19 protein-coding genes are annotated in these 21,138 nt (G+C 69.0%); 9 read left to right on the forward strand and 10 right to left on the reverse strand.

From position 1 onward, the window contains the following. The coding region (gene groL, locus Q8L83_RS10380) for a chaperonin GroEL (protein ID WP_305286636.1) at positions 1-1,568 on the reverse strand (1,568 nt) is incomplete at its 3' end. Positions 1,569-1,686: 118 nt separating this feature from the next. After that, positions 1,687-1,974: a co-chaperone GroES gene (groES, locus tag Q8L83_RS10385; RefSeq protein ID WP_293321778.1), complete on the reverse strand. Its 288-nt coding sequence runs from the start codon at positions 1,972-1,974 to the stop codon at positions 1,687-1,689. Positions 1,975-2,520: 546 nt separating this feature from the next. Between groES and Q8L83_RS10390 the strand changes: the two genes are divergently transcribed. The 5 genes from Q8L83_RS10390 to Q8L83_RS10410 all read left to right on the forward strand — a co-directional run bounded on the left by Q8L83_RS10390 (position 2,521) and on the right by Q8L83_RS10410 (position 6,839). Beyond that, entirely contained in the window at positions 2,521-3,840 is a 1,320-nt protein-coding gene (locus Q8L83_RS10390; protein ID WP_305286638.1) for an acyl-CoA dehydrogenase family protein, read from the forward strand. 114 nt (positions 3,841-3,954) lie between these two features. Continuing rightward, positions 3,955-4,479, forward strand: a complete 525-nt coding sequence (locus tag Q8L83_RS10395; RefSeq protein WP_305286640.1) for a GNAT family N-acetyltransferase — start codon at positions 3,955-3,957, stop codon at positions 4,477-4,479. A 108-nt stretch (positions 4,480-4,587) separates the two neighbouring features. Beyond that, positions 4,588-5,355 (forward strand): sulfite exporter TauE/SafE family protein, encoded by a 768-nt coding sequence (locus Q8L83_RS10400; protein WP_305286642.1) that lies wholly within the window; start codon positions 4,588-4,590, stop codon positions 5,353-5,355. Further along, positions 5,352-6,107: a TSUP family transporter gene (locus Q8L83_RS10405; RefSeq protein ID WP_305286644.1), complete on the forward strand. Its 756-nt coding sequence runs from the start codon at positions 5,352-5,354 to the stop codon at positions 6,105-6,107. The genes Q8L83_RS10400 and Q8L83_RS10405 overlap by 4 nt, the downstream gene beginning before the upstream one ends. A gap of 150 nt (positions 6,108-6,257) precedes the next feature. Continuing rightward, positions 6,258-6,839, forward strand: a complete 582-nt coding sequence (locus Q8L83_RS10410) for a GNAT family N-acetyltransferase (RefSeq protein ID WP_305286646.1) — start codon at positions 6,258-6,260, stop codon at positions 6,837-6,839. Positions 6,840-7,118: 279 nt separating this feature from the next. Here the strand turns inward: Q8L83_RS10410 and Q8L83_RS10415 are convergent, their stop codons facing one another. Both Q8L83_RS10415 and tadA read right to left on the reverse strand, forming a co-directional pair. Then, the gene (locus tag Q8L83_RS10415; RefSeq protein ID WP_305286648.1) at positions 7,119-7,994 is read right to left on the reverse strand and encodes an SDR family NAD(P)-dependent oxidoreductase; all 876 of its coding nucleotides are present in this window, start codon (positions 7,992-7,994) and stop codon (positions 7,119-7,121) included. Between the two features lie 80 nt (positions 7,995-8,074). Further along, positions 8,075-8,572: a tRNA adenosine(34) deaminase TadA gene (gene tadA / locus Q8L83_RS10420; protein ID WP_370868383.1), complete on the reverse strand. Its 498-nt coding sequence runs from the start codon at positions 8,570-8,572 to the stop codon at positions 8,075-8,077. Between the two features lie 60 nt (positions 8,573-8,632). Between tadA and Q8L83_RS10425 the strand changes: the two genes are divergently transcribed. Both Q8L83_RS10425 and rsmD read left to right on the forward strand, forming a co-directional pair. Next, complete coding sequence (locus Q8L83_RS10425; RefSeq protein ID WP_305286650.1) at positions 8,633-10,168, forward strand: pseudouridine synthase; 1,536 nt, start codon at positions 8,633-8,635, stop codon at positions 10,166-10,168. A 3-nt stretch (positions 10,169-10,171) separates the two neighbouring features. Further along, positions 10,172-10,744, forward strand: coding sequence for a 16S rRNA (guanine(966)-N(2))-methyltransferase RsmD (rsmD, locus tag Q8L83_RS10430; protein WP_305286651.1), 573 nt, complete (start codon positions 10,172-10,174; stop codon positions 10,742-10,744). Here rsmD and Q8L83_RS10435 read toward each other — a convergent pair. Beyond that, positions 10,730-11,005 carry a YjhX family toxin gene (locus Q8L83_RS10435; protein WP_305286653.1) on the reverse strand — a complete coding sequence of 92 codons (276 nt, stop codon included), beginning with the start codon at positions 11,003-11,005 and terminating at the stop codon, positions 10,730-10,732. The genes rsmD and Q8L83_RS10435 overlap by 15 nt on opposite strands. Positions 11,006-11,345: 340 nt before the next feature. On the opposite strand from Q8L83_RS10435, the gene Q8L83_RS10440 reads away from it, so the two are divergent. Continuing rightward, entirely contained in the window at positions 11,346-12,962 is a 1,617-nt protein-coding gene (locus Q8L83_RS10440; RefSeq protein WP_305286655.1) for an ATP-binding protein, read from the forward strand. A 14-nt stretch (positions 12,963-12,976) separates the two neighbouring features. Here Q8L83_RS10440 and mutL read toward each other — a convergent pair whose 3' ends face one another. After that, positions 12,977-14,836, reverse strand: coding sequence for a DNA mismatch repair endonuclease MutL (gene mutL, locus Q8L83_RS10445; RefSeq protein WP_305286657.1), 1,860 nt, complete (start codon positions 14,834-14,836; stop codon positions 12,977-12,979). Positions 14,837-14,892: 56 nt separating this feature from the next. Here mutL and Q8L83_RS10450 point away from each other — a divergent pair, with 56 nt between their 5' ends. Then, positions 14,893-15,861: a TraB/GumN family protein gene (locus tag Q8L83_RS10450; protein WP_305286659.1), complete on the forward strand. Its 969-nt coding sequence runs from the start codon at positions 14,893-14,895 to the stop codon at positions 15,859-15,861. A 32-nt stretch (positions 15,862-15,893) separates the two neighbouring features. Here the strand turns inward: Q8L83_RS10450 and Q8L83_RS10455 are convergent, their stop codons facing one another. The 4 genes from Q8L83_RS10455 to Q8L83_RS10470 form a co-directional block, all read right to left on the reverse strand. After that, positions 15,894-16,442, reverse strand: coding sequence for a DUF3035 domain-containing protein (locus Q8L83_RS10455; RefSeq protein WP_305286661.1), 549 nt, complete (start codon positions 16,440-16,442; stop codon positions 15,894-15,896). Between the two features lie 77 nt (positions 16,443-16,519). Next, complete coding sequence (gene lspA / locus Q8L83_RS10460; RefSeq protein ID WP_305286663.1) at positions 16,520-17,017, reverse strand: signal peptidase II; 498 nt, start codon at positions 17,015-17,017, stop codon at positions 16,520-16,522. 65 nt (positions 17,018-17,082) lie between these two features. Then, complete coding sequence (ileS, locus tag Q8L83_RS10465; protein WP_305286665.1) at positions 17,083-20,028, reverse strand: isoleucine--tRNA ligase; 2,946 nt, start codon at positions 20,026-20,028, stop codon at positions 17,083-17,085. 173 nt (positions 20,029-20,201) lie between these two features. Continuing rightward, positions 20,202-21,137 (reverse strand): bifunctional riboflavin kinase/FAD synthetase, encoded by a 936-nt coding sequence (locus Q8L83_RS10470; protein WP_305286667.1) that lies wholly within the window; start codon positions 21,135-21,137, stop codon positions 20,202-20,204. Position 21,138 lies beyond the last annotated feature (1 nt).

The raw sequence follows: 21,138 nt of genomic DNA on the forward strand, positions 1-21,138 counted from the left end.
ACGATGGCCGCTTCGGTGGTGATCAGCAGGCCGGCGACCGAAGCCGCGTCCTGCAGAGCCGTCCGGACGACCTTGGCCGGGTCGATGACGCCAGCCTGGACCATGTCGACATATTCTTCGGTCTGGGCGTTGAAGCCGAAGGTGGCCGAGTCGTTTTCCAGAACCTTGGAGACGACGATCGAGCCTTCGACGCCGGCGTTTTCGGCGATCTGGCGGATCGGAGCCTGCAGGGCGCGACGCACGATGGCGACGCCGGCTTCCTGGTCGTCATTGTCGCCCTTGAAGCCGTCCAGAACCTTGGAGGCCTTGAGCAGGGCGACGCCGCCGCCGGGGACGATGCCTTCTTCAACCGCGGCGCGGGTCGCATTGAGCGCGTCGTCGACGCGGTCCTTGCGTTCCTTCACCTCGACCTCGGTGGAGCCGCCGACGCGGATGACCGCAACGCCGCCAGCCAGCTTGGCCAGACGTTCCTGCAGCTTTTCCTTGTCGTAGTCCGAGGTGGTGTCCTCGATCTGGCGCTTGATCTGGCTGATGCGGCCTTCAATGCCGTCCTTCTCGCCCGAACCGTCGACGATCGTGGTGTCGTCCTTGGTGATCGTGACCTTCTTGGCCTTGCCGAGCATGTCGAGGGAGACGTTCTCGAGCTTGATGCCCAGGTCTTCGCTGATCAGCTGACCGCCGGTCAGGATGGCGATGTCTTCCAGCATGGCCTTGCGGCGATCGCCGAAGCCCGGCGCCTTGACGGCGGCGACGCGGAGGCCGCCGCGCAGCTTGTTGACCACCAGGGTGGCCAGGGCTTCGCCTTCGATGTCCTCGGCGATGATCAGCAGGGGACGACCCGACTGGACCACGGCTTCGAGCACCGGCAGCAGGGGCTGCAGGGTCGACAGCTTCTTTTCGTAGAGCAGGATGAGCGGCTCTTCGAGGTCGGCCTCCATCTTGTCGGCGTTGGTGATGAAGTAGGGCGACAGGTAGCCGCGGTCGAACTGCATGCCTTCGACGACGTCGAGTTCGGTCTCGGCGGTCTTGGCTTCTTCAACCGTGATGACGCCTTCGTTGCCGACCTTGTCCATGGCCCGGGCGATCATCTCGCCGACCTCGGTGTCGCCATTCGCCGAGATGGTGCCGACCTGGGCGATCTCGGAATTGGCCGAGACCTTCTTGGAGGAGGACTTGATCTCGTCGATGACCTTGGTGACGGCCTTGTCGATGCCGCGCTTCAGGTCCATCGGGTTCATGCCGGCGGCCACCGACTTCAGGCCTTCGACCACGATGGCCTGGGCCAGAACGGTCGCCGTCGTCGTGCCGTCGCCGGCCTTGTCGTTGGTCTTGGAGGCGACTTCGCGGATCAGCTGGGCGCCGAGGTTCTCGAAGCGGTCAGCCAGTTCGATTTCCTTGGCCACCGACACGCCGTCCTTGGTCGAGCGCGGGGCGCCGAAGGACTTTTCGATGACCACGTTGCGGCCCTTGGGGCCCAGGGTCACCTTCACGGCGTTGGCGAGGGTGTTGACGCCGCGGAGCATGCGGTCGCGGGCGTCAGCGGAGAAATAGACGTCTTTCGCAGCCATTTCTTCTTCTACTTTCCTTGGAGGCGAAGGGCAGCGTCGGGATCATCCCGGATCGCGCGCCTTGGCCGTATGTCTTCACCCGCCTTGCGGCGGGCCGGGTCGGCGAGGGGCCGGGGTCTTAGTCGAGGACGCCCAGGACGTCGCTTTCCTTCATGATCAGCAGGTCTTCACCTTCGAGCTTGATCTCGGTGCCGGACCACTTGCCGAACAGGATGCGATCGCCGGTCTTGACGTCCAGGGGCTGGACCTTGCCGCTTTCATCACGAGCGCCGGGGCCGACGGCGATGATCTCGCCTTCCTGCGGCTTCTCTTTCACCGTGTCGGGGATGATGATCCCGCCCTTGGTCTTTTGTTCTTCCTCGACGCGCCGGACGAGGACGCGGTCTCCCAAAGGACGAAACGCCATGTTTGGTCTTGCTCCATTCGGAACTATTGCGAATTGCGATGAGGCTAGCCCCCGCGGTCGGCGCACATTAGCAGCCGCCGACCCTGAGTGCTAACGCGGCCTGGAATTAGGTAGGACCGGCCTGGGAGTCAAGCTCAGCCATGCAGGTTCGGGGCAGGTTCAGCCGGTCTCATGGCGACCTCAGGAAATATGTCGGAAGCTTAACTGGATGGCGGCCATCCCCGTGCCTATCTGGGGGTCATGGTCAAACTCTTCAAACTCCTCCCGGCCCTGATGGCCCTGGCGGGCGTCCTCAGCCTCTTCCTGCTGACCCGGCCGGCCAGCCTCTAAGTCGCCCTCCGCCAGGGCGAACCTTCGAAAGCGCTGATGGCGATCCCGCCGCAAACAATTGTTTGACCGGCTTCTGCGGCCCTGTGTCGAACAGTTGTTTGATTTTCGGACGATCTGCGCCAATGGTGGGCGGCAGATCGATCCGGGCGCGCCTTGGCCTCAAGGGCTGGCCCCCCGGCGCCCAGCTTCAACGCCAATGTCCCCGGGAGGACCGCCATGAACATCGCCGCTGAAAAAGCCCAATCCAGCTTTGCGCTGAACCCGCAGGATGCGCTGAACGACCTCCGCATCTCCGAAAAGGCGCTGCCGCTTCTGAACCACGTGAAGAAGTTCATCGCCGAGGTGGTCCAGCCGATGAGCGTGGAATTCCATCGCCTGGGCGAGGGCAAGACCGACATCTGGTCCTATGCGCCCGGCCAGCTGGAAGTTCTGGAAGCGGCCAAGGACAAGGCCAAGGCCGAGGGCCTGTGGAACTTCTTCCTGCCCGACGCCGAGACCGGCGAGGGCCTGTCGAATCTGGACTACGCCTATATCGCCGTCGAGCTCGGCAAGAACCCGATGGCCTCGGAGACCATGAACTGCGCCGCGCCCGACACCGGCAACATGGAAGTGCTTGAGCGCGTCGGCACGCCCGAGCAGAAGGAAAAGTGGCTGAAGCCGCTGCTGGAAGGCAAGATCCGCTCGGCCTTCGCCATGACCGAGCCGGACATGGCCTCGTCCGACGCCAAGAACATCCGCATGCGCGCCACCCTGGTGGGCGACGAATACGTCCTCAATGGCGAGAAGCACGACATCTCCGGCGCCGGCGACCCGCGCTGCAAGGTGATGATCACCATGGTGCAGACCAGCCCCGAGGGTCCGCCCCACCTGCGCCAGTCGCAGATCCTGGTGCCCATGGACACCCCCGGCGTGCAGGTGGTCGGGCCTATGAATGTGTTCGGCGATCCCGACGCGCCCCATGGCCACATGCACATCGTGTTCGACAATGTCCGCGTGCCGGCCTCGAACATGCTGCTGGGCGAAGGCCGCGGCTTCGAGATCAGCCAGCTGCGCCTCGGCCCCGGCCGGATCCACCACTGTATGCGCGCCATCGGCCAGGCCGAGAAGGCGCTGGACCTGATGGTCACCCGCGGCCTGACCCGTGAAGCCTTCGGCAAGCCGATCATCCAGCTGGGCGGCAATGTGGAAATCGTCAGCCGCGCCCGCATCGAGATCGAGGCCATGCGCCTGATGGTGCTCAAGGCCGCCAAGGCCATGGACGTGCTGGACCGTCAGGAAGCCCGCATCTGGATCCACATGGTCAAGGCCATGGTGCCCGAGCGGGTCTGCCAGATCATCGACCAGGCCATCCAGATGCACGGCGCCACCGGCGTCTCGCAGAAGACCCCGCTCGCGCGGATGTACACCTCCACCCGCACCCTGCGTCTGGCCGATGGCCCGGACGAGGTGCACCACATGGTGGTCGGCCGCAACGAGCTGCGGCAGTACCGCGAAATGCCGCAGGATCCGTCCACCGCGGCGGTGTTCCGCAACTAGGGGCTTGGCTTCCTTTTCGCTTTCGAGAGACCCCGGCGCCTGCGCCGGGGTCTTTTGCTTTTGCCCTCCCGCGTCCGGCTGGCGGCGCCGCTTGGCTGGGTGTATGGCCAAGCCATGAGCCCCGACACGCGCCTCGATGTTCTGACCGCCCAACAGGCGCAGTCCCATCTGCCGGCCTTGGGCGAACTGCTGGCCGCCTGCGTGGCGCAGGGCGCTTCGGTCTCCTTTCTCGCCGGCCTGGAGGTCGAGCGCGCCACGGCCTGGTGGGCCGGCCAACTGGGCGCGAACGACGGCCGCCGACTGGTCACGGCCTTCGACCGCCAGGGGCTGTGTGGCGTCGTCCAGGTGATCCCGGCCGGGCCAGAGAACCAGCCTCACCGCGGGGATGTGGCCAAGATGCTGGTCCTGCCCCGCGCCCGGCGCATGGGCCTCGGCGCCGCCCTGCTGGAGGGCGCCGAAGCGGCCGCCCGCCAGATGGGGCTGACGCTCCTGGTGCTCGACACCGTCACGGGCGGCGACGCCGAGCGCCTCTATGCCCGCGCCGGCTGGACCCGCGTCGGCGTCATTCCCGATTTCGCCCTCTCCACAGACGGTCGGCCCGAGGCCACCACCGTCTTCTACAAGGCGCTCGCCCAATGAGGCTTGCAGCGCCTGCTCCGTCCCGCGCGCGACGCGCTGGCGGACCTGGACTCCTGGCGGCCTGTGACCGCCAAGAGCGCCCGGCCGCCCTTCTGGAGGCTACCCCACGTGACCCTTCCCATTGCGATCTTCATCCTGGCCGCCGCCTTTGCGACGGCCACCCTGTCTGGCGTCTTCGGCATGGCCGGCGGCTTGGTGCTGATGGGCGCCCTGGCCCTGGTGCTGCCGGTGTCAGCGGCCTTCGTCACCCATGGCGTCCTGCAGCTGGTCGCCAATGGCTGGCGGGCTGTCCTGCATAGGCGCCATGTCCGCTGGGACATTGTCGGCTGGTATGCGCTCGCCTCCCTGATCGCCGGCGTTCTGGTCTCGCTCGCCGCCTTCACCCCGTCCAAGCCGTTCCTGTTCCTGATGCTGGGCCTCGTGCCCTGGCTCACCTGGCTGCCGCAGGGCTGGCTGAAGCTGGACGCTGCTCGGCCGCCCCAGGCCTTCGCCTCGGGCTTCCTGGTCACCGGCGTGAACCTGATGGCCGGGGTGGCCGGCCCGCTGCTGGACATCTTCTTCGTCCGCACCGAGCTCACCCGCCACGCCATCGTCGCCACCAAGGCCGCCACCCAGGTCTTCGCCCACCTGGCCAAGATCATCGTCTATGGCGCGCCGCTGCTGGTGGCGGGCGGGAGCCCCGGCGCCGCCGACATGCCGCCCCCGTGGCTGTTCGCCCTGGCCGTTCCGCTCTCCATGGCCGGCACCTGGTGCGGCGGCCTGATCCTGGAGCGGATGAGCGACGTGAACTTCAAGCGCTGGACCCGCTGGATCGTGACGGCCGTCGGCGTCCTCTACCTGATCCAGGCCGCCCAGCTTCTGGGGCTCGGCGCATGAGCGGCCTGACCATCGGCCTGACCCTCGCGGCCGTCTTCGTCGCCTCGGCCATATCGGGGCTGCTGGGCATGGCCGGCGGCTCGCTGCTGATGGCGGTGCTGACTCTGATCCTGCCGGTCAGCGCCGCGCTCGCCCTGCACGGGGCGGCGCAACTGGCCTCGAACCTGGCGAGGGCGGGCTTTAACGCCCGACACGTCCGCTTCCGCGCCGCGGGCTGGTTCGGCCTGGGGGCGCTCAGCGCCATGGGCCTGCTGTCGTTCGTGGCCTTCCAGCCGTCCAAGGCGGCCGTGTTCATCGGCATGGGCCTGTTGCCGATCCTCGTCTGGCTGCCGCCCAGGCTCATCCCCCTGGACGCCGCTCGGCCGACCCACGCCGTGGCGGGCGGTTTCCTGGCCACGCTCATGGCCCTGGCGGTGGGCGTCTCGGGTCCCTTGAGCGAGCTGTTCCTGGTGCGCAGTTCCCTGAACCGCCACGAGGTGATCGGCACCAAGGCCGCCTTCCAGGTATTCGCCCATCTGGCCAAGCTCGTCTTCTATGGCGGGGCGTTGTTTTCGCTGGGTGGCCAGGGGGAGGGGTTGGCCCTGGGCCTGGTGGCCGGCGTCGTCCTGGCCGCGGTGGCCGGGGCTGCGGTGGGGCGGCGGTTTCTCGACGCGATCTCGGAGGACCACTTCCGCCGCTGGCGCCGGTGGATCTTCACCGCCCTGGGCGCCGGCTTCCTGATCCAGGGGCTGCGCCTGCTGGCGGGGGCCTGAGACAAAAAAAGAGCCGCGTCCATGAAGGGCGCGGCTCGAAAGGTATAGGGAGGAAACGCCCAAAAGGGCCAGGCTGAGATAATCGACTGCTGGCCAAAGGCAAGAGGTCGGGTGAAAAATTCTTGGCGCCGTGGGGTGAGAGGGGATGAAATGAAGCTGCACGCCCAGAATTCGCACAATGACCATGTCGGCCTCGAACCGCTCGGCGAACACCATCGTGCGGAGCTGCAGGTCGCCTGCGCCGCCGATCCCCAGGTGTGGCGCGACCTCTACCCTCACTCGATGGCGCCTGAACACTTCGACGCCGCGTGGACCAGGATGATGGCGCAGGCCGCTGACGGCAGCTGGATCCCTCATGCGGTTCTGGTCGAGGGCCGCTGCATCGGCATGACCAGCTATATCGGCCCCGACAGCGCCAATGCGACCGTCGAGATCGGCGGCACCTACTACCATCCCGACCACCGGGGCGGGGCGGCGAACCCGGCCGCCAAGCGGCTGATGCTGGACCACGCCTTCGCCGCCGGCGCCCGGCGGGTGCAGCTCAACGTCGACGCCATCAACCACCGCTCCCGCGCGGCGGTCCTGAAGCTGGGGGCCGTGCAGGAGGGTGTCCTGCGCCAAAACCGCGTCGTCTGGACCGGCCGCATCCGAGACACGGTGGTGTTCTCCATCCTGGCCGATGAGTGGCCTGCGGTGCGGGCAGGGTTAGATGCGCGGCTGGCGGGGTACTGACCCCACGCCCACGCCCACGCCCGTCACCCTCGGACTTGATCCGAGGGTCCATGCACACGGGAGAGAGGCGGTGTTCATGGATGGTCGGGTCAGGCCCGACCATGACGGCGTGGGCGGGGGTGTGACGCCGTGCGACCGCCCTCGTCCTTCGAGGCCCTGCTAGCGCAGGGCGCCTCAGGATGAGGGCGGACTTAAGAGGCCTCAGCCAGCGCCCACCTTCCTCATCCTGAGGTGCGAGCGGTAGCGAGCCTCGAAGGACGCAAGGCCGCGCCGCCCCCGCTAAGCGCTGGCGGCCGTGCGTTCAGCCGACGCCGGGAAGAACACCTCGTCGGCGTGCTTGGCCACGTCCTGGGCGGTGTAGGGCTTGCCCGGATTGAAGCCGTCGGTCTGCACCATCTTGATCTCGCGCACCCCGCGGGACGACACCCCCAGCACCTTGCCCGAATGGTCGGCGGCGAGGTCGGAGACCATGTAGAGCACGCCCGGCGCGATGTTCTCCGGCAGGCTCATGGCGTCGGGCTCCTTGCCCTGGCGGCCGGGCAGGTCGGCGGTCATGCGGGTGAAGGCGCCGGGCGCCAGGCCCATGACACGGATGCCGTACTTGCGGCCCTCGATCGACAGCACGCGCATCAGGCCATAGATGCCGGCCTTGGCCGCCCCGTAATTGGCCTGGCCGAAATTGCCGTAGAGGCCCGAGGTGGACGAGGTCAGCACCATCACGCCCGGATGATTGTTCTCCTTCATCCACTTCCACACCGGCCAGGCGCAGCAATAGGTGCCCTTCAGGTGCACCTTGACCACCAGGTCCCAGTCGGCTTCGGAGGTGTTGGCGAAGGTCTTGTCACGCAGGATGCCGGCGTTGCAGACCAGGATGTCGATCTTGCCGTAGGTATCCAGGGCGGTCTTGAGGATGTTCTCGCCGCCTTCGACGGTGGAGACGTCGTCGCCATTGGCCACGGCCTTGCCGCCGGCCGCCTCGATCTCGTCGACCACCTTCTGGGCGGCGCTGCGGTCGGCGCCCGACCCGTCGCGGGTCCCGCCCAGGTCGTTGACCACCACTGAGGCGCCTTCCTTGGCGAACAGCTTGGCATAGGCCTCGCCCAGGCCGCCGCCGGCCCCGGTCACGATGGCCACTTTTCCGTCGAGCAATCCCATTGTCGTCTCCCTAAAATGTTCGAATTCTTATGGGCGCCATCATCCGACCGGGCGGGGGGACTTGGCAAGGCGGACGGCGCCTAAGCGTCCCCCGGCGGGACGGACGGCGGCTTGCCGCGGCGGGCGCGGAAGAAGCTGCGGAGCAGATCGGCGCTCTCATCGGCGAAGATCCCGCCGGTGACCTGCGGCCGCCAGTGGCAGGTGGGCTGTTCAAAGAACTTCGGGCCATGCAGGATCGCCCCGCCCTTGGGATCGTCGGCGCCAAACACCAGGCGGCCGATCCGGGCATGGCTGATGGCGCCGGCGCACATGGCGCAGGGCTCCAGGGTCACCACCAGGGTCAGGCCGGTCAGCCGGTAATTGCCGAGCTTGCGGGCGGCCTCGCGCAGGGCGACGATCTCGGCGTGGGCGGTGGGATCATGGCCGCCGATAGGGCCATTGGCGCCGATGGCGATCACCTCGCTGGTGGCCGGATCGACCACGCAGGCGCCCACAGGGGTTTCCCCGCGTGCGGCGGCGTCTTGCGCGGCGCGCAGGGCGATGCGCATGGTGCGGTGATCATGGTCCACGAACGGCAACGAACTCCCCGACCCCCCTTTGGTCAAGACGAAGACGCCCCCGACGGGTCCTCGAACGAGATGTCCGAGGGCGGCGGCGAACGCGTGGCCAAGGCCCTGGCCCGCGCCGGCGTCGCCTCCCGCCGGGAGGTGGAGCGCCTGATCGAGGCCGGCCGCGTGGCCCTGAACGGCCAGGTCCTGACCACCCCTGCGGTCAAGGTCGAGGCCAATGATATCCTCACCGTCGATGGCGAGGTGGTGGACGACCGCGAGCCGGCCCGCCTCTTCCGCTATCACAAGCCCGCGGGCCTGGTGACCACCCATTCCGATCCGGCCGGGCGGTCCACCGTCTTCGAAACCTTGCCGGCCGGCCTGCCGCGGCTGATCTCGGTCGGCCGCCTGGACCTGAACACCGAAGGCTTGTTGCTGCTGACCAATGACGGCGCGCTGGCCCGGGCGCTGGAGCTGCCGTCCACCGGCCTGCAGCGCCGCTATCGCGCCCGGGCGCATGGACGCATCACCCAGGACAAGCTCGATGCGCTGAAGGATGGGGTGACCGTCGAGGGCGTCCGCTATGGCCCCATCGAGGCCCGCATCGACAAGGCCCGCGAAGGCGCGCAAGGCGCCAATGTCTGGATCAGCCTGACCCTGACCGAGGGCAAGAACCGCGAGGTCCGCCGGGTCCTGGAGTCGCTTGGCCTGCAGGTGAACCGGCTGATCCGCCTGTCCTATGGGCCGCTGGCCCTGGGCGTGCTGGACGCTGGCGAGATCGAGGAGGTGGGGCCCCGGGTATTGCGCGAGCAGTTCGCCGGCTTCATCGCCCCCGAAGACATGCCCAAGGGCGACCGCCCGGCCTATTCGCCGCCGAAGCGCAATCGCGGCGTCGGCGCGGCGCGTCGGGCTGCGGCCGCAGCCGCTGAGGTCGAGCGGGTCGAGGCCAAGGGGCCGGTGGAAAAAAAGGCCTACAAGCCGGGTTGGGCCAAGGCCAAGATCACTGTCCGGCCCAAGGGCGCGCCGAAGGGAAAGCCTGCGCCGAAGGTCAGCGGTCGCGACGCCGCCCTGGCGGAGGGCCGCGTGATGATCAACAAGGCCCGGGTCCAGGCCGCGCGGGCGACCGCGGCGGCCGCCGAACGGCCGGAGCGGGTCGAACGTCCGGAGCGTCCGGAGCGGGCTGACGCGCCCCGCCCGCGGGCGGACCGACCCGACCGCCCGAGAGCAGGCTCCAAACCCGGCCCCGCCCCAGAGCGCCCCAGGAGCGAGCGCCCCCGGACCGAGCGCCCCCGGACCGAGCGCCCCAGGAGCGAGCGCCCCAAGTCCGACAAACCAAGACCCGAGCGTTCTGCCGATCGCCCAAGAGCCGATGGGCCGCGATCTCAGGCGCCGCGGGCCGATCGCTCTGCGCCCGCACGTCCCCGCCCTGCAGCGAGCGGGAAGGCCCGCCCTGAGGCTAAGGCCGGTCCCAGGACAGATCGCCCCAAGAAGCCCTTCGAGCCGCGCAGCGGCGCCCCGGACGCGCCTCGCAGCCCGCGCCCTTCAGGCCCCAACCGCGGCGGGCCTCGCCCGTCGGGGCCGCCCCGCGGCGCAAGCGGCCCCCGCGGACCGAAGTCCCGGGGCTAGGCCATGCGTATCGTCTCGGGTGAGTTCCGCGGCAAGAGCCTGGCCGCGCCGCAAGGGATGAACACGCGCCCCACCTCCGACCGCGCCCGCCAGGCGATCTTCAACATCCTGGAGCATGCCCCCTGGTCGGGCGGCCTGCGGGACCTGCGGGTGATCGACCTGTTTGCAGGCTCGGGCGCGCTGGGCTTCGAGGCCCTGTCCCGGGGCGCGAAGTTCTGCCTGTTCGTGGAGACCGATGAGGACGCCCGCGGCGCCATCCGCGAGAATGTGGACGCCATGGGCCTGTTCGGCCGCACAAGGGTTCATCGTCGCAGCGCCACCGACCTGGGCATACGCCCGGGCGGCGATGGCCCGGCCTTCGATCTCGCCTTTCTCGACCCGCCCTATGGCAAGGGTCTGGGCGAGGCGGCCCTGCCGGCCCTGGCCAAGGGCGGCTGGCTTGCGCCCGGCGCCCTGGTCGTCTGGGAGCGGGGGGCCAGCGAACCGGCCCCCACCGTCCCCGGCTATGACGAAATGGACGCCCGCGACTATGGCGCCGCGCGCGTCCACTTCATGCGGTTCTCACCAGAGGCGTGAGGTGGTCCGATTATCCTGCCGACTGCGCAGGTTGATCAGGCCTTCCCGGGTGATCCGGTAGGGCCCGCCGTTTCGGCTGGCGATGAAGCCCCGCCGGCGCAGGGCCTTGAAGACGGTCAGGTCGCAATCGGTCAGCCGCCACCCCTCTCCGGTGATGCAGTCGACGTCGATGATATGGCCGCGATCGTCGCGGACAGGGCGAAGGGTCGCCCCCTGGGCGAGGGCGTGCAGCGTCCTTTGCTGCGGTTTGGAGATGTTCAAGGAAGGTCGTCCGGTGGTCAGGCATAGCCATGCCGTCCGCGCGCCGACGCGACGCGGATTGCGGGGTTCGCGCCTGAAATCCAAGCAGACGTAGGTTACGTCCGCGGACGGTTCAGGCTCGGCGGCTCATCGCAACGGGAGACATAAGACCCTCTTCCAGAGGCTCGAAAGCTAGCAGGATCAAGGCCATCGGCAAGAGGTCGCGGTCATAAACGGCCAAGCTTGATCAATGCGACATTTTTATGAACGTTCTCAGACGCTTGGGGACCAACGAGCTTCACTGTCCATTTAGGGTTGGCAGGCAGTCTCCGCGCGTCATCCCCTGGGAACCTCGCTCGCCATGTCAGCCACCCTTTTTGACCTGGCGGATCCGGTTTCGCCGATCCGGCCCGACACCCAGGGCAAGCGGGTCTATGAGCGGTTCCAGTCCGAGCCGGACGTCCTGGTCATCGCTGTCGTCGATGAAGAGGGCCGGCCGATCGGCATGGTCGAACGCAACGCCTTCTTCGTCGCCATGGCCGCCCACTATGGACGCGCCCTCTATGCCCTGCGGCCGATTTCCCTGCTGATGAACCGCAGCCCCCTGGTGGTCGAGGGCGATGTCACGGTGGCCGACTTCTGCGGCCAGGCGCTCGCCGACCGGGCTTCGGAGCTGCTGCAGGGCTTCATCGTCACCAATGGCGGCCGCTATGCCGGCGTCGGCAGCGCCCTGTCGCTGCTGCAGGCCACCAGCGAGGCCAATCGCCGCCACGCCGAAGAGATGACCCGGATCGCCGAGACCCTGGGCCGGGCCGAGGCCCAGGCGCAGGCGGCCTTGAGCGCCAAGTCTCAGTTCCTGGCGGTCATGAGCCACGAAATCCGCACGCCGCTGAATGGCGTTCTGGCCATCGCCGACATCCTGGAGCGCAAGCTCGCCCAGCCAGAGCTCGCCCCCTACGTCCATACCATCCAGGATTCCGGCCAGACGCTGCTGAGGCTGCTGACCGACGCCCTGGACCTGTCCCGCGCCGAGGCTGGCCGGCTGGACCTCAACGAGGAGCCCTTCCATCTGGCCGGCCTGCTGGATGATGTGGCTTCCCTCTGGGCCGCCCGCGCCGAGGCCAAGGGGATCAACCTCGCCTTTTCCTATGAGGGGCTCCAGGACCAGTGGGCTCTGGGGGACGCGGTCCGCATCAAACAGATCCTCAACAATCTGATCAGCAATGCGCTGAAGTTCACCGAAAGCGGCGGCGTCGAGGTGGCGCTCACCTGCGGGCGCCAGGACATGCTGCTGGACGTGGAGGGCCAGGTTCGCGACACGGGGTCCGGCGTCCCGGCCGATCGCCTGGCGCAGATCTTCCAGCCCTTCAGCCAGACCGAGGCCGGGGTTCGCGAGGGCGGGGCGGGGCTTGGCCTGTCCATCTGCCGACAGCTGGTCGAACAGATGGGCGGCGAGATCGAGGCGCAGCGTAACGCCGGGCCGGGATCGACCTTCGTGTTCCGCATCCCGCTCTATGACGTGCCGGCCAGCCAGCCCAGTCAGCCCCCCCGCGCCGCCGAGCGCCAGGCCGGCGGCGAAAACATCCGGGTCCTGATCGCTGACGACAACGCCACCAATCGGCTGGTCGCCTCCACCCTCTGCGAGATGTTCGGCGCCGAGGCGCATGCGGTCGAGGATGGCGAGGCTGCGGTGGAGGCCGCCGCCACGGGCGCCTTCGACCTCATCCTGATGGACATCAAGATGCCGCGGCTCGACGGCGTCGCCGCCACCCGGCGTATCCGGACCGAGGGCGGGCCTGCGTCCGGCGTCCCCATCATCGCCCTGACCGCCAACGCCGATCCCTGGGACGCGGCGGCCTATATGGCTCAGGGCATGGACGCGGTGGTCGAAAAGCCCATCAAGGCCGAGCGCCTGTATGAGACCATGCGCCGGCTGCTGGACGCGGCGGCGGAAGAGGTTGTCCGCGCCGTCGCCTGATCCGCGCGTCCCGATCAGCGCCGGCCGAACAGGCGCTCGATGTCGGCGAGCTTGAGTTCCACATAGGTCGGGCGGCCGTGGTTGCACTGGCCCGAATGGGGGGTGGCCTCCATTTGTCGGAGCAGGGCGTTCATCTCGGGGCCGGTCAACCGTCGGCCAGCCCGCACCGAGCCGTGGCAGGCCATGGTGGAGCAGACCTCGGCCAGCCGCTCCTTCAGCGCCAGGGCCTGGTCGTTCTCGGCCAGATCATCGGCGATATCGCGCACCAGGCCGGCCGCATCGGTCTCCCCCAGCAGGGCAGGCGTCTCACGAACCAGCACGGCGCCGGCGCCAAAGGGCTCGATGATCAGGCCGAGCGCCGCCAGCTCATCGGCGCGGGCGACCACCCGCTCGGCCTCGGCCGGATCGAGCTCGACCACCTCAGGGATCAGCAGGGCCTGGCGGGCGACGGCGCCCACGGCCATCTCGGCCTTCATCTTCTCATAGACCAACCGCTCGTGGGCCGCGTGCTGGTCGACGATGACGACCCCGTCGCGGGTCTGGGCGACGATATAGGTCTCGTGCACCTGGGCCCGCGCCGCGCCCAGGGGATAGTCGACCAGGTCGGGCGCGGGCGCCGGGGCTTGAGCGCCTTCCCCCATGCCGGGGGCGTAGACGCCGGGCTCGAAGACCGGCTCGTGGCGGGCTGAGGTTTCGCTCAGGCCCGGGATGGCCTGGGCCAGCGCCGGCCCCCACCCGCCGCCGCTCCAGCTGGAGAATCCGGCGGCCGAGGGGCCAGGGCGATAGGCTGGCGCCGGGGTCATGCCCGGCCGCAGCCCCTGCAGGGCGTCGGCGGCGACGGTGGTGGAGGCCCTGTGCCCGGCGCCGGCCAGGGCGTGGCGCAGGCCGCCGACGATCAGACCGCGCACCAGGGCGGGATCGCGGAACCGCACCTCGGCCTTGGCCGGATGCACGTTCACATCCACCAGGGCGGTGTCGAGTTCCAGGAACAGCGCCGTCAGCGGATGGCGGTCCCTCGCCAGGAAGTCGGCATAGGCGCCGCGCAGGGCCCCCTGCAGCAGGCGATCGCGCACCGGCCGGTCATTGACGAACAGGTACTGGTGGGCCGAGTTGCCCCGGTTGAGGGTCGGCAGGCCGGCATAGCCCGACAGGCGCACGCCCTCGCGATCGTGGTCGATCAGCAGGGCGTTCTCGGAGAACTCCCGCCCCATGATCGCCGAGAGCCGCGCCAGCCGTCCCACGTCGCCGGCCGGCTCGGCAGGCAGGCGCAGGACCTTTCGCCCGTCGATCTCCAGGCTGAAGCTGACCGCCTCATGGGCCATGGCCTGGCGCTTGATCTCCTCGGCGATGGCCATGGCCTCGGCCCGCTCGGACTTCATGAACTTCAGCCGGGCCGGCGTGGCGTAGAAGAGGTCGCGCACCTCCACCCGGGCCCCGTGCGGGCCGGGGAAGGCGGCCGGCGAGACCTGGCCCATCGCCCCGCCGTCCACCCGCAGGGCGTGGGCGTCGGCGGAACCCTTGGCGCGGCTGGTGATCGAGAGCCGGGCCACCGAGCCGATCGACGGCAGGGCCTCGCCCCGGAAACCCAGGGTGGCGATGCGCAGCAGGTCGTAGTCGCCGGCGTCGTCCGGCAGGAGCTTGGAGGTGGCGTGGCGCTCGACGGCCAGCAGCAGCTCGTCCGGCGAAAGGCCAAAGCCGTCGTCGGCCACCAGGATGCGGGTCAGGCCGCCGCCTTCCACCTGCACCTCGATCTGTCGGGCGCCGGCGTCCAGGGCGTTCTCGACCAGTTCCTTGATGGCGCTGGCGGGCCGTTCCACCACTTCGCCGGCGGCGATGCGGTTGACGGTTTCGGGGGGAAGACGGTGGATGCGCATGTTCGAGCCTGGGTCCAAAAGGCAATATAGGACGATTCAGGCTGCGGGGGCGGCTGATGAGGAAAGAGACCATGCGCCTGACCATCGCCGTCCTGGGACTGCTGCTGCTGGCCTCGCCCCTGGCGGCGACGGCGCAGGCTCCCCCGATCCTGCCCCAGGATCCGGACGCCGTACTGGTCGAAGAGCTGGTGGTCACCGCGCGCGAGATCGGCCCGGCGTGGTGGCGGGTCTCGGACGGCGATTCCACCGTCTATGTCATGGGCGTGCCCTCGGTCATTCCCAAGGGCTCCGGCTGGGATCCCAGCGTCCTGGAGCGGCGGCTGGAGGGGGCCAACCGCGTCATCCTGCCCTTCAACAACGCCAGCGTGAACCTGCTGACCGTCCCCGGCGCCGTGATCAGCCTGATGCGCCTGCGCGCGGGCGCGCCCTATGAGGAAACCCTCGACCCGGCCTTGCGGTCGCGGTTCGAGGCCGCCCGCGCCAAGGCCGGCCAGGATGCCGATCGTTACAAGACCCGCAACGGCATGGCTGCGGCCCTCCTGCTGGTCAGCGACTATCGCGACGCCGCCAGTCTGACGGCCGCCGACCCGGCCAAGACCATCGGTCGGATGGCGGCGGCCCGGGGAATCAGGGTGGAGGCCAAGACCTATGACGCCGCGCCGCTGCTGGCGGCTGTGGTCCGCACGCCGCCCGCCGCCCAGCAGGCCTGCGTGCTTGAGGCCCTGGCGGCCGTGGAGGCCGGGCCGGCCTCAGCCCAGGCCGCCGCCCGGGCCTGGGCCTGGGGACGGGTGCGCGAGGCGCTTGGCGGCGAGCGGAGCTATGAGCGATGCGTCGCAGCGGCCCCTGGTGCGGCGGAGCTGGATGCGCGCCTGAAGGCCGACCAGACCCAGGCTATCGTCAGCGCGTTGCGTCAGCCTGGCCACAGCATTGCGGTGGTGCAGCTGCGCCCCCTGCTGTCGCAGGGAGGCGTGCTCGATCGGCTGGGCGCCATGGGCTACGACATCCGCACCCCGGCGGAAGACTGAGACCCTAAGCTCTAGGCCTTGAGTGAAGCGCTCTAGAGGCCAGGCAGCTTGATCCGGCTGTTGGCCTCGCGACGGATGACCACCTGGCCGCCGCCGGTGAGGGCGTCGATGCGGGCCTGCTCGGCGGCGGGGTCGATGGGACCCGACAGGTTTTCGCCCGCAGGCGCCGTCGGGGCGCTATCGCCGCGCCAGAACATCACGCGATTGGCGAAGCTCTCTTCCTTGTGGGCGATGTCACCGAACTCGTCGTCCACGACGTAGCGGATCAGGGGATCGGCGCCGGCGACGCCAGCCCGGGCCACCAGGGCCTGTTCGCCCTGGCTGCGGTTGAGGCCTTCGCGCTCGCCCACCAGGGCCGCACGGGCGGCGCTTTCGGGACGGAGTTCCTGGGGCTGCGGCTCGCCAGGCGCCGGCGGGCGCAGGGCGTAGTCGGGCGGCACCACCAGGGGGGCCTTGGTGACGACGCGGAACTCATCCGGGGTCACCTTGGTCATGCCGAGCGCCGAACGGGCGGAGCTGCAGCCGGCCAGACCGACCGCGGCGACCAGGGCGCCAGCGAGAATCACGCGGTTTAGGGTCATGACAAAACGCTCCTAGGGCCGCCCCCGGCCGGAAAGTCCATTGCATTAGCGCAAACAGGGGGTCGGCGCCAATCTCCTTAGGGCCGTGCGGGCGGCGGCTTGGCGTCCCGCCGCAGGCTGTCGAGGAGCAACAGGACCACGCCGATGGTGATGGCCGCATCGGCGATGTTGAACACCCAGGGGAAGTAGAGCCGCGAGACGTCGATGAAATCCACCACCGCGCCGAACCGCGCCCGGTCGATGGCGTTGCCGATCGCCCCGCCCATGACCAGGCCCAGCGCCGCGCCCATCAGCGCGCGGTCGGCCCGCCTGGCCCAGAAGGCCAGGACGATGGCGACGACGACGGAAAACCCCACCAGCAGCCAGCGCCCCAGATCTTGGTCGGCGCGGAGCAGGCCGAAACTGACCCCCTGGTTCCAGACCATGGTCAGATAGAAAGGCCCGGCCGCCTGCTCGCTGATGCGCGACGGCAGGTCATAGACGAACAGGATCCAGTGCTTGGACAGCTGGTCGAGGACGATGATGGCCAGGGCCAGCCCATAGGCGGTCCAGCCGTTGCGATTGGCCAGTTTCACGAGACCCGCCTCCGATCAGCAAATTGGCCAGGGGCCATGGCTGCGCCTTATGCGGTCTTGCAGGCTCACGCGCCAGCCCCGCCATGGGCGGCGTCCCAGGCGGCCACCGCCTCGGCGTCGCGCAGGGATAGGTCGGGATAGCGCGGGTCGCTGCCCACCTCCGGCAGGATCCGCCAGGAGCGCGCGCACTTCTGGCCCTGCGCCCGCAGGGGCTCGACCGCCACCGCCGGGGTCTCGGCCAGGCGGAAAGCCTCCGCCGGGCCCGCGCCGGCCGTCAGGGTCGCCTGGCTGGTGCGGAACACCTCGGCGGGATCGAGGCCGTCGAAGGCGGCCATCAGGGCGGGATCGCTGATATGAACCACCGGCGCGGCCTCCAGGGCGGCGCCCAGGCGCTTTTCCCGACGTTCGACTTCCAGCGCCCCGGTCACCACGGCGGTGACGGCCTGGACCTTGGCCCAGCGGGCGGCCTCATCGGGGTTGGCCCAGGCCGACGGCGTCTCGGGGAACACCCGCAGGGCGTTGGAGCCGGCCTCGGGGAAGCGCATCGTCCACGCCTCCTCGGTGGTGAAGGGCATCAGCGGCGCCAGCCAGATGGTCAGGCGCTCGAAGGCCGCATCCATCACCGTGCGGGCCGCCCGGCGGCGCAGGGCCGAGGGCTGGTCGCAATAGAGGGCGTCGCGGCGGACGTCGAAGAAGAGGGCCGACAGGTCCTCCTGGCAGAAGGCGATCAGCGGCCGGATCACGTCCTGGAAGGCGTAGGCGGCATAGGCGTCGCGCACCTCGCCATCCAGTTGCTGGAGCCGATGGAGGATGTAGCGCTCCAGCGGCGGCATATCCTCCGGCGCCACGGCCTCCTGCTCGGAATAGCCGGCCAGCGCGCCCAGCATGTAGCGCAGGGTGTTGCGCAGCTTGCGATAGGCGTCCGAGGTGGTGGCCAGGATCGTCTTGCCGATCCGCTGGTCGTCCGAGTAATCGACCATGGCCGCCCACAGGCGGATGATCTCGGCCCCGGACTCCTTGATGATCTGGTGCGGATCGACCGTATTGCCCTTGGACTTGGACATCTTCTCGCCGTTCTCGTCCATGGTGAAGCCATGGGTGAGGACGCCGTTATAGGGCGCGCGGCCCCGGGTGCCGGAGCTCTCCAGCAGCGACGACTGGAACCAGCCGCGATGCTGGTCGGACCCTTCCAGATAGAGGTCGGCCGGCCAACGGGTGTTTTCGCGGCCCTCCAGGGTGAAGGCGTGGGTCGAGCCGGAATCGAACCAGACATCGAGGATGTCCTCGACCTTCTCGTAGCGCTCCGGATCATGGGCGCCGAGGAAGTCGGTGACCGGCCGGTTGAACCAGGCGTCGGCGCCCTCGGCCCGGACCGCCTCGATGATGCGGGCGTTGACCGCCTCGTCGTGCAGGGGCTGGCCGGTCTCCTTGTCGACGAACATGGCCAGTGGCGCGCCCCAGGCGCGCTGGCGGCTGATCAGCCAGTCAGGGCGGCTCTCGACCATGGTGCGGATGCGGTTGCGCCCGGCCTCGGGATAGAAGGCGGTGGCCTCGATGGCCTCCAGCGCGGTCTCGCGCAGGGTGCGGCCGCCATGCTGCGGCGTGTCCAGGGGCTCGTCCATGCGGATGAACCACTGGGGCGTGTTGCGGAAGATCACCGGCGCCTTGGAGCGCCAGGAGTGCGGGTAAGAATGCTCCAGCCGTCCCCGGGCCAAAAGGCCGCCGGCCTCGATCAGCTTGTCGATGACGGCGTTGTTGGCGGGACCGAACTTACCGGCCTTCTTGCCCTCGGTCTCCAGCACCTTGAGGCCGCCGAACAGGGCCACGTGCGGATAATAGGCGCCGTCGGCGTCCACCGTGTCGGGGATCTCCCGATGGCCATGGGCCAGCCACACCACATAGTCGTCCGCGCCGTGGCCCGGCGCGGTGTGGACGAAGCCGGTGCCGGCCTCTTCGGTCACGTGATCGCCGGCCAGCAGGGGCACGGAGAAGGCGTAGTGGGTGTCGAGCGCCGCCAGCGGGTGCTCGCAGACCATGGCCTGACAGTCGACCGTCTCGACCCGACGCCACTTGGCCACCTTGGCGGCCTTGAAGACATCTTCGGCCAGCTTGTCAGCCAGGATCAGCCGGTCGCCGGGCTTGGCCCAGGGTTCGAAGGCGAGGTCGGTCTCCATCGCCTCGACCAGATAGGCGCCATAGGCGATGGATTCGTTATAGGCGATGGCCCGGTTGGCGGGGATGGTCCAGGGCGTCGTGGTCCAGATGACCACGCTGGCGCCGCGGGCGGCGTCGGACCCTTGCGTCACCGGGAACTTCACCCAGACCGTGGGGGAGACGTGGTCGTGATACTCCACCTCGGCGTCGGCGAGCGCCGTGCGCTCCACCGGGCTCCACATCACTGGCTTCGAGCCGCGATAGAGCTGGCCCGAGGCGACGAACTTGTGGAACTCCGCGACGATGGCCGCCTCGCTGCCATAGTCCATGGTGGCGTAGCGGTTCTCCCAGTCGCCCAGGACCCCCAGGCGCTTGAAGCCGTCCATCTGGACGCCGATCCACTGGCCGGCATAGGCGCGGCACTTTTCGCGGAACTCGGCCTTGGAGACCTCGTCCTTGCGCCGGCCCTGGCCGCGCAGCTCTTCCTCGATCTTCCACTCGATGGGCAGGCCGTGGCAGTCCCAGCCGGGCACATAGTCGACGTCGTAGCCCATGGCGAAGCGCGAGCGGACCACGAAGTCCTTCAGGGTCTTCTGCAGGGCGTGGCCGATATGGATGGCGCCGTTGGCGTAGGGCGGGCCGTCATGCAGCACGAAGAGCGGCGCGCCGGCCGCCTGGCGCGCCTTGCGGGCGGTGTTGTAGAGGTCGATCTCCGCCCACTTGGCCAGAATCTGCGGCTCCTTCTGCGGCAGGCCTGCGCGCATGGGGAAGTCGGTCTGGGGAAGAAAGACGGTGTCGCGATAGTCGCGGCCCGCCTGTTCGGGGGAAGCGGTGCGCTTTTCAGCGTCGTCGGCCATGGGGTTTTTTCGTCCAGTGGGGAGCGGAGAAGGGCGGAACAGGTCCCGGCGCGCGCTGGATCAACACTCCGGCGGCGTCACGCCGGGCGCATAATTCGCAGAGATTTCCGGCCGCTCGTCATCCGGGCGTCCTAGCAGACGGCTGCGGCGCGAGCGAGCCCTTTAGGCTGGCCTCAGAAGTCCGGCATCAGGATCTGGCGGGCCTGGCCGGCGTCACGCATCACCTGCTCGACCATGGCTTCCAGGCTGGTGAACTTCAGCTCGGGGCGCAGGAAGGTGATCAGATCGGTCTCGATGGTCTGGTCGTAGATGTCCTCGTCGAAGTCGAACAGCCAGACCTCCAGCACGGGCGCCACTTCGCCGACCGTGGGATTGACCCCGATATTGGCCACGCCCGGCACTTCGCGGCCGTCGGGCAGGCGGGTGCGGGTGGCGTAGACGCCGAAGCGCGGCTGGACATAGTCGTCCACCTGCACATTGGCGGTGGGGAAGCCTAGCTCCCGGCCCAGCTGGCGGCCCCGCTGGACCACGCCTTCGATGGCGAAGGGCCGGCCGAGGATGGCTGCGGCGGCCTCGGGCTGGCCGTCCCGCAGGGCGTCGCGCACGGCGGTGGACGAGTACTTCTCGCCGCTATCATCGGCCACGGCGCCGGCGACCGAGACGCCGAAGCCGAATTCCTGCCCATAGTCCTTCATGGTCGCGGGGCTCCCTGTGCGGCCCTTGCCGAAGGAGATGTCGAAGCCGACCGCCATGTTCCGCACGCCCAGGCCGTCGTGCAGGACCTGTTGGGCGAAGTCGCGGTCGGTCAGGCTCGCCATCTCCTGGTCGAAGGGCAGGATGTAGAACAGGTCCACCCCGAGCGCCTCAAGGGCGCGGGCCTGCTGGCCCGGCCGCATCAGGCGAAATGCCGGCGCATTGGGCTGAAAGATCTGCCGCGGATGCGGATCGAAGCTGATGACGCCCAAAGGCGCGCCCATCTCGTGGGCGGCCTGGGCGGCGAGCGCGATCACCTGCTGGTGGCCGCGATGGACGCCGTCGAAGTTGCCCAGCGCCACCGAGGCGCCGCGGTCCCGGGCCATCAGGCCCTTCCATCCCTTGATCACGCGCATG

This window comes from Phenylobacterium sp. (genome assembly GCF_030680185.1).
Classification (GTDB): Bacteria; Pseudomonadota; Alphaproteobacteria; order Caulobacterales; family Caulobacteraceae; genus Phenylobacterium.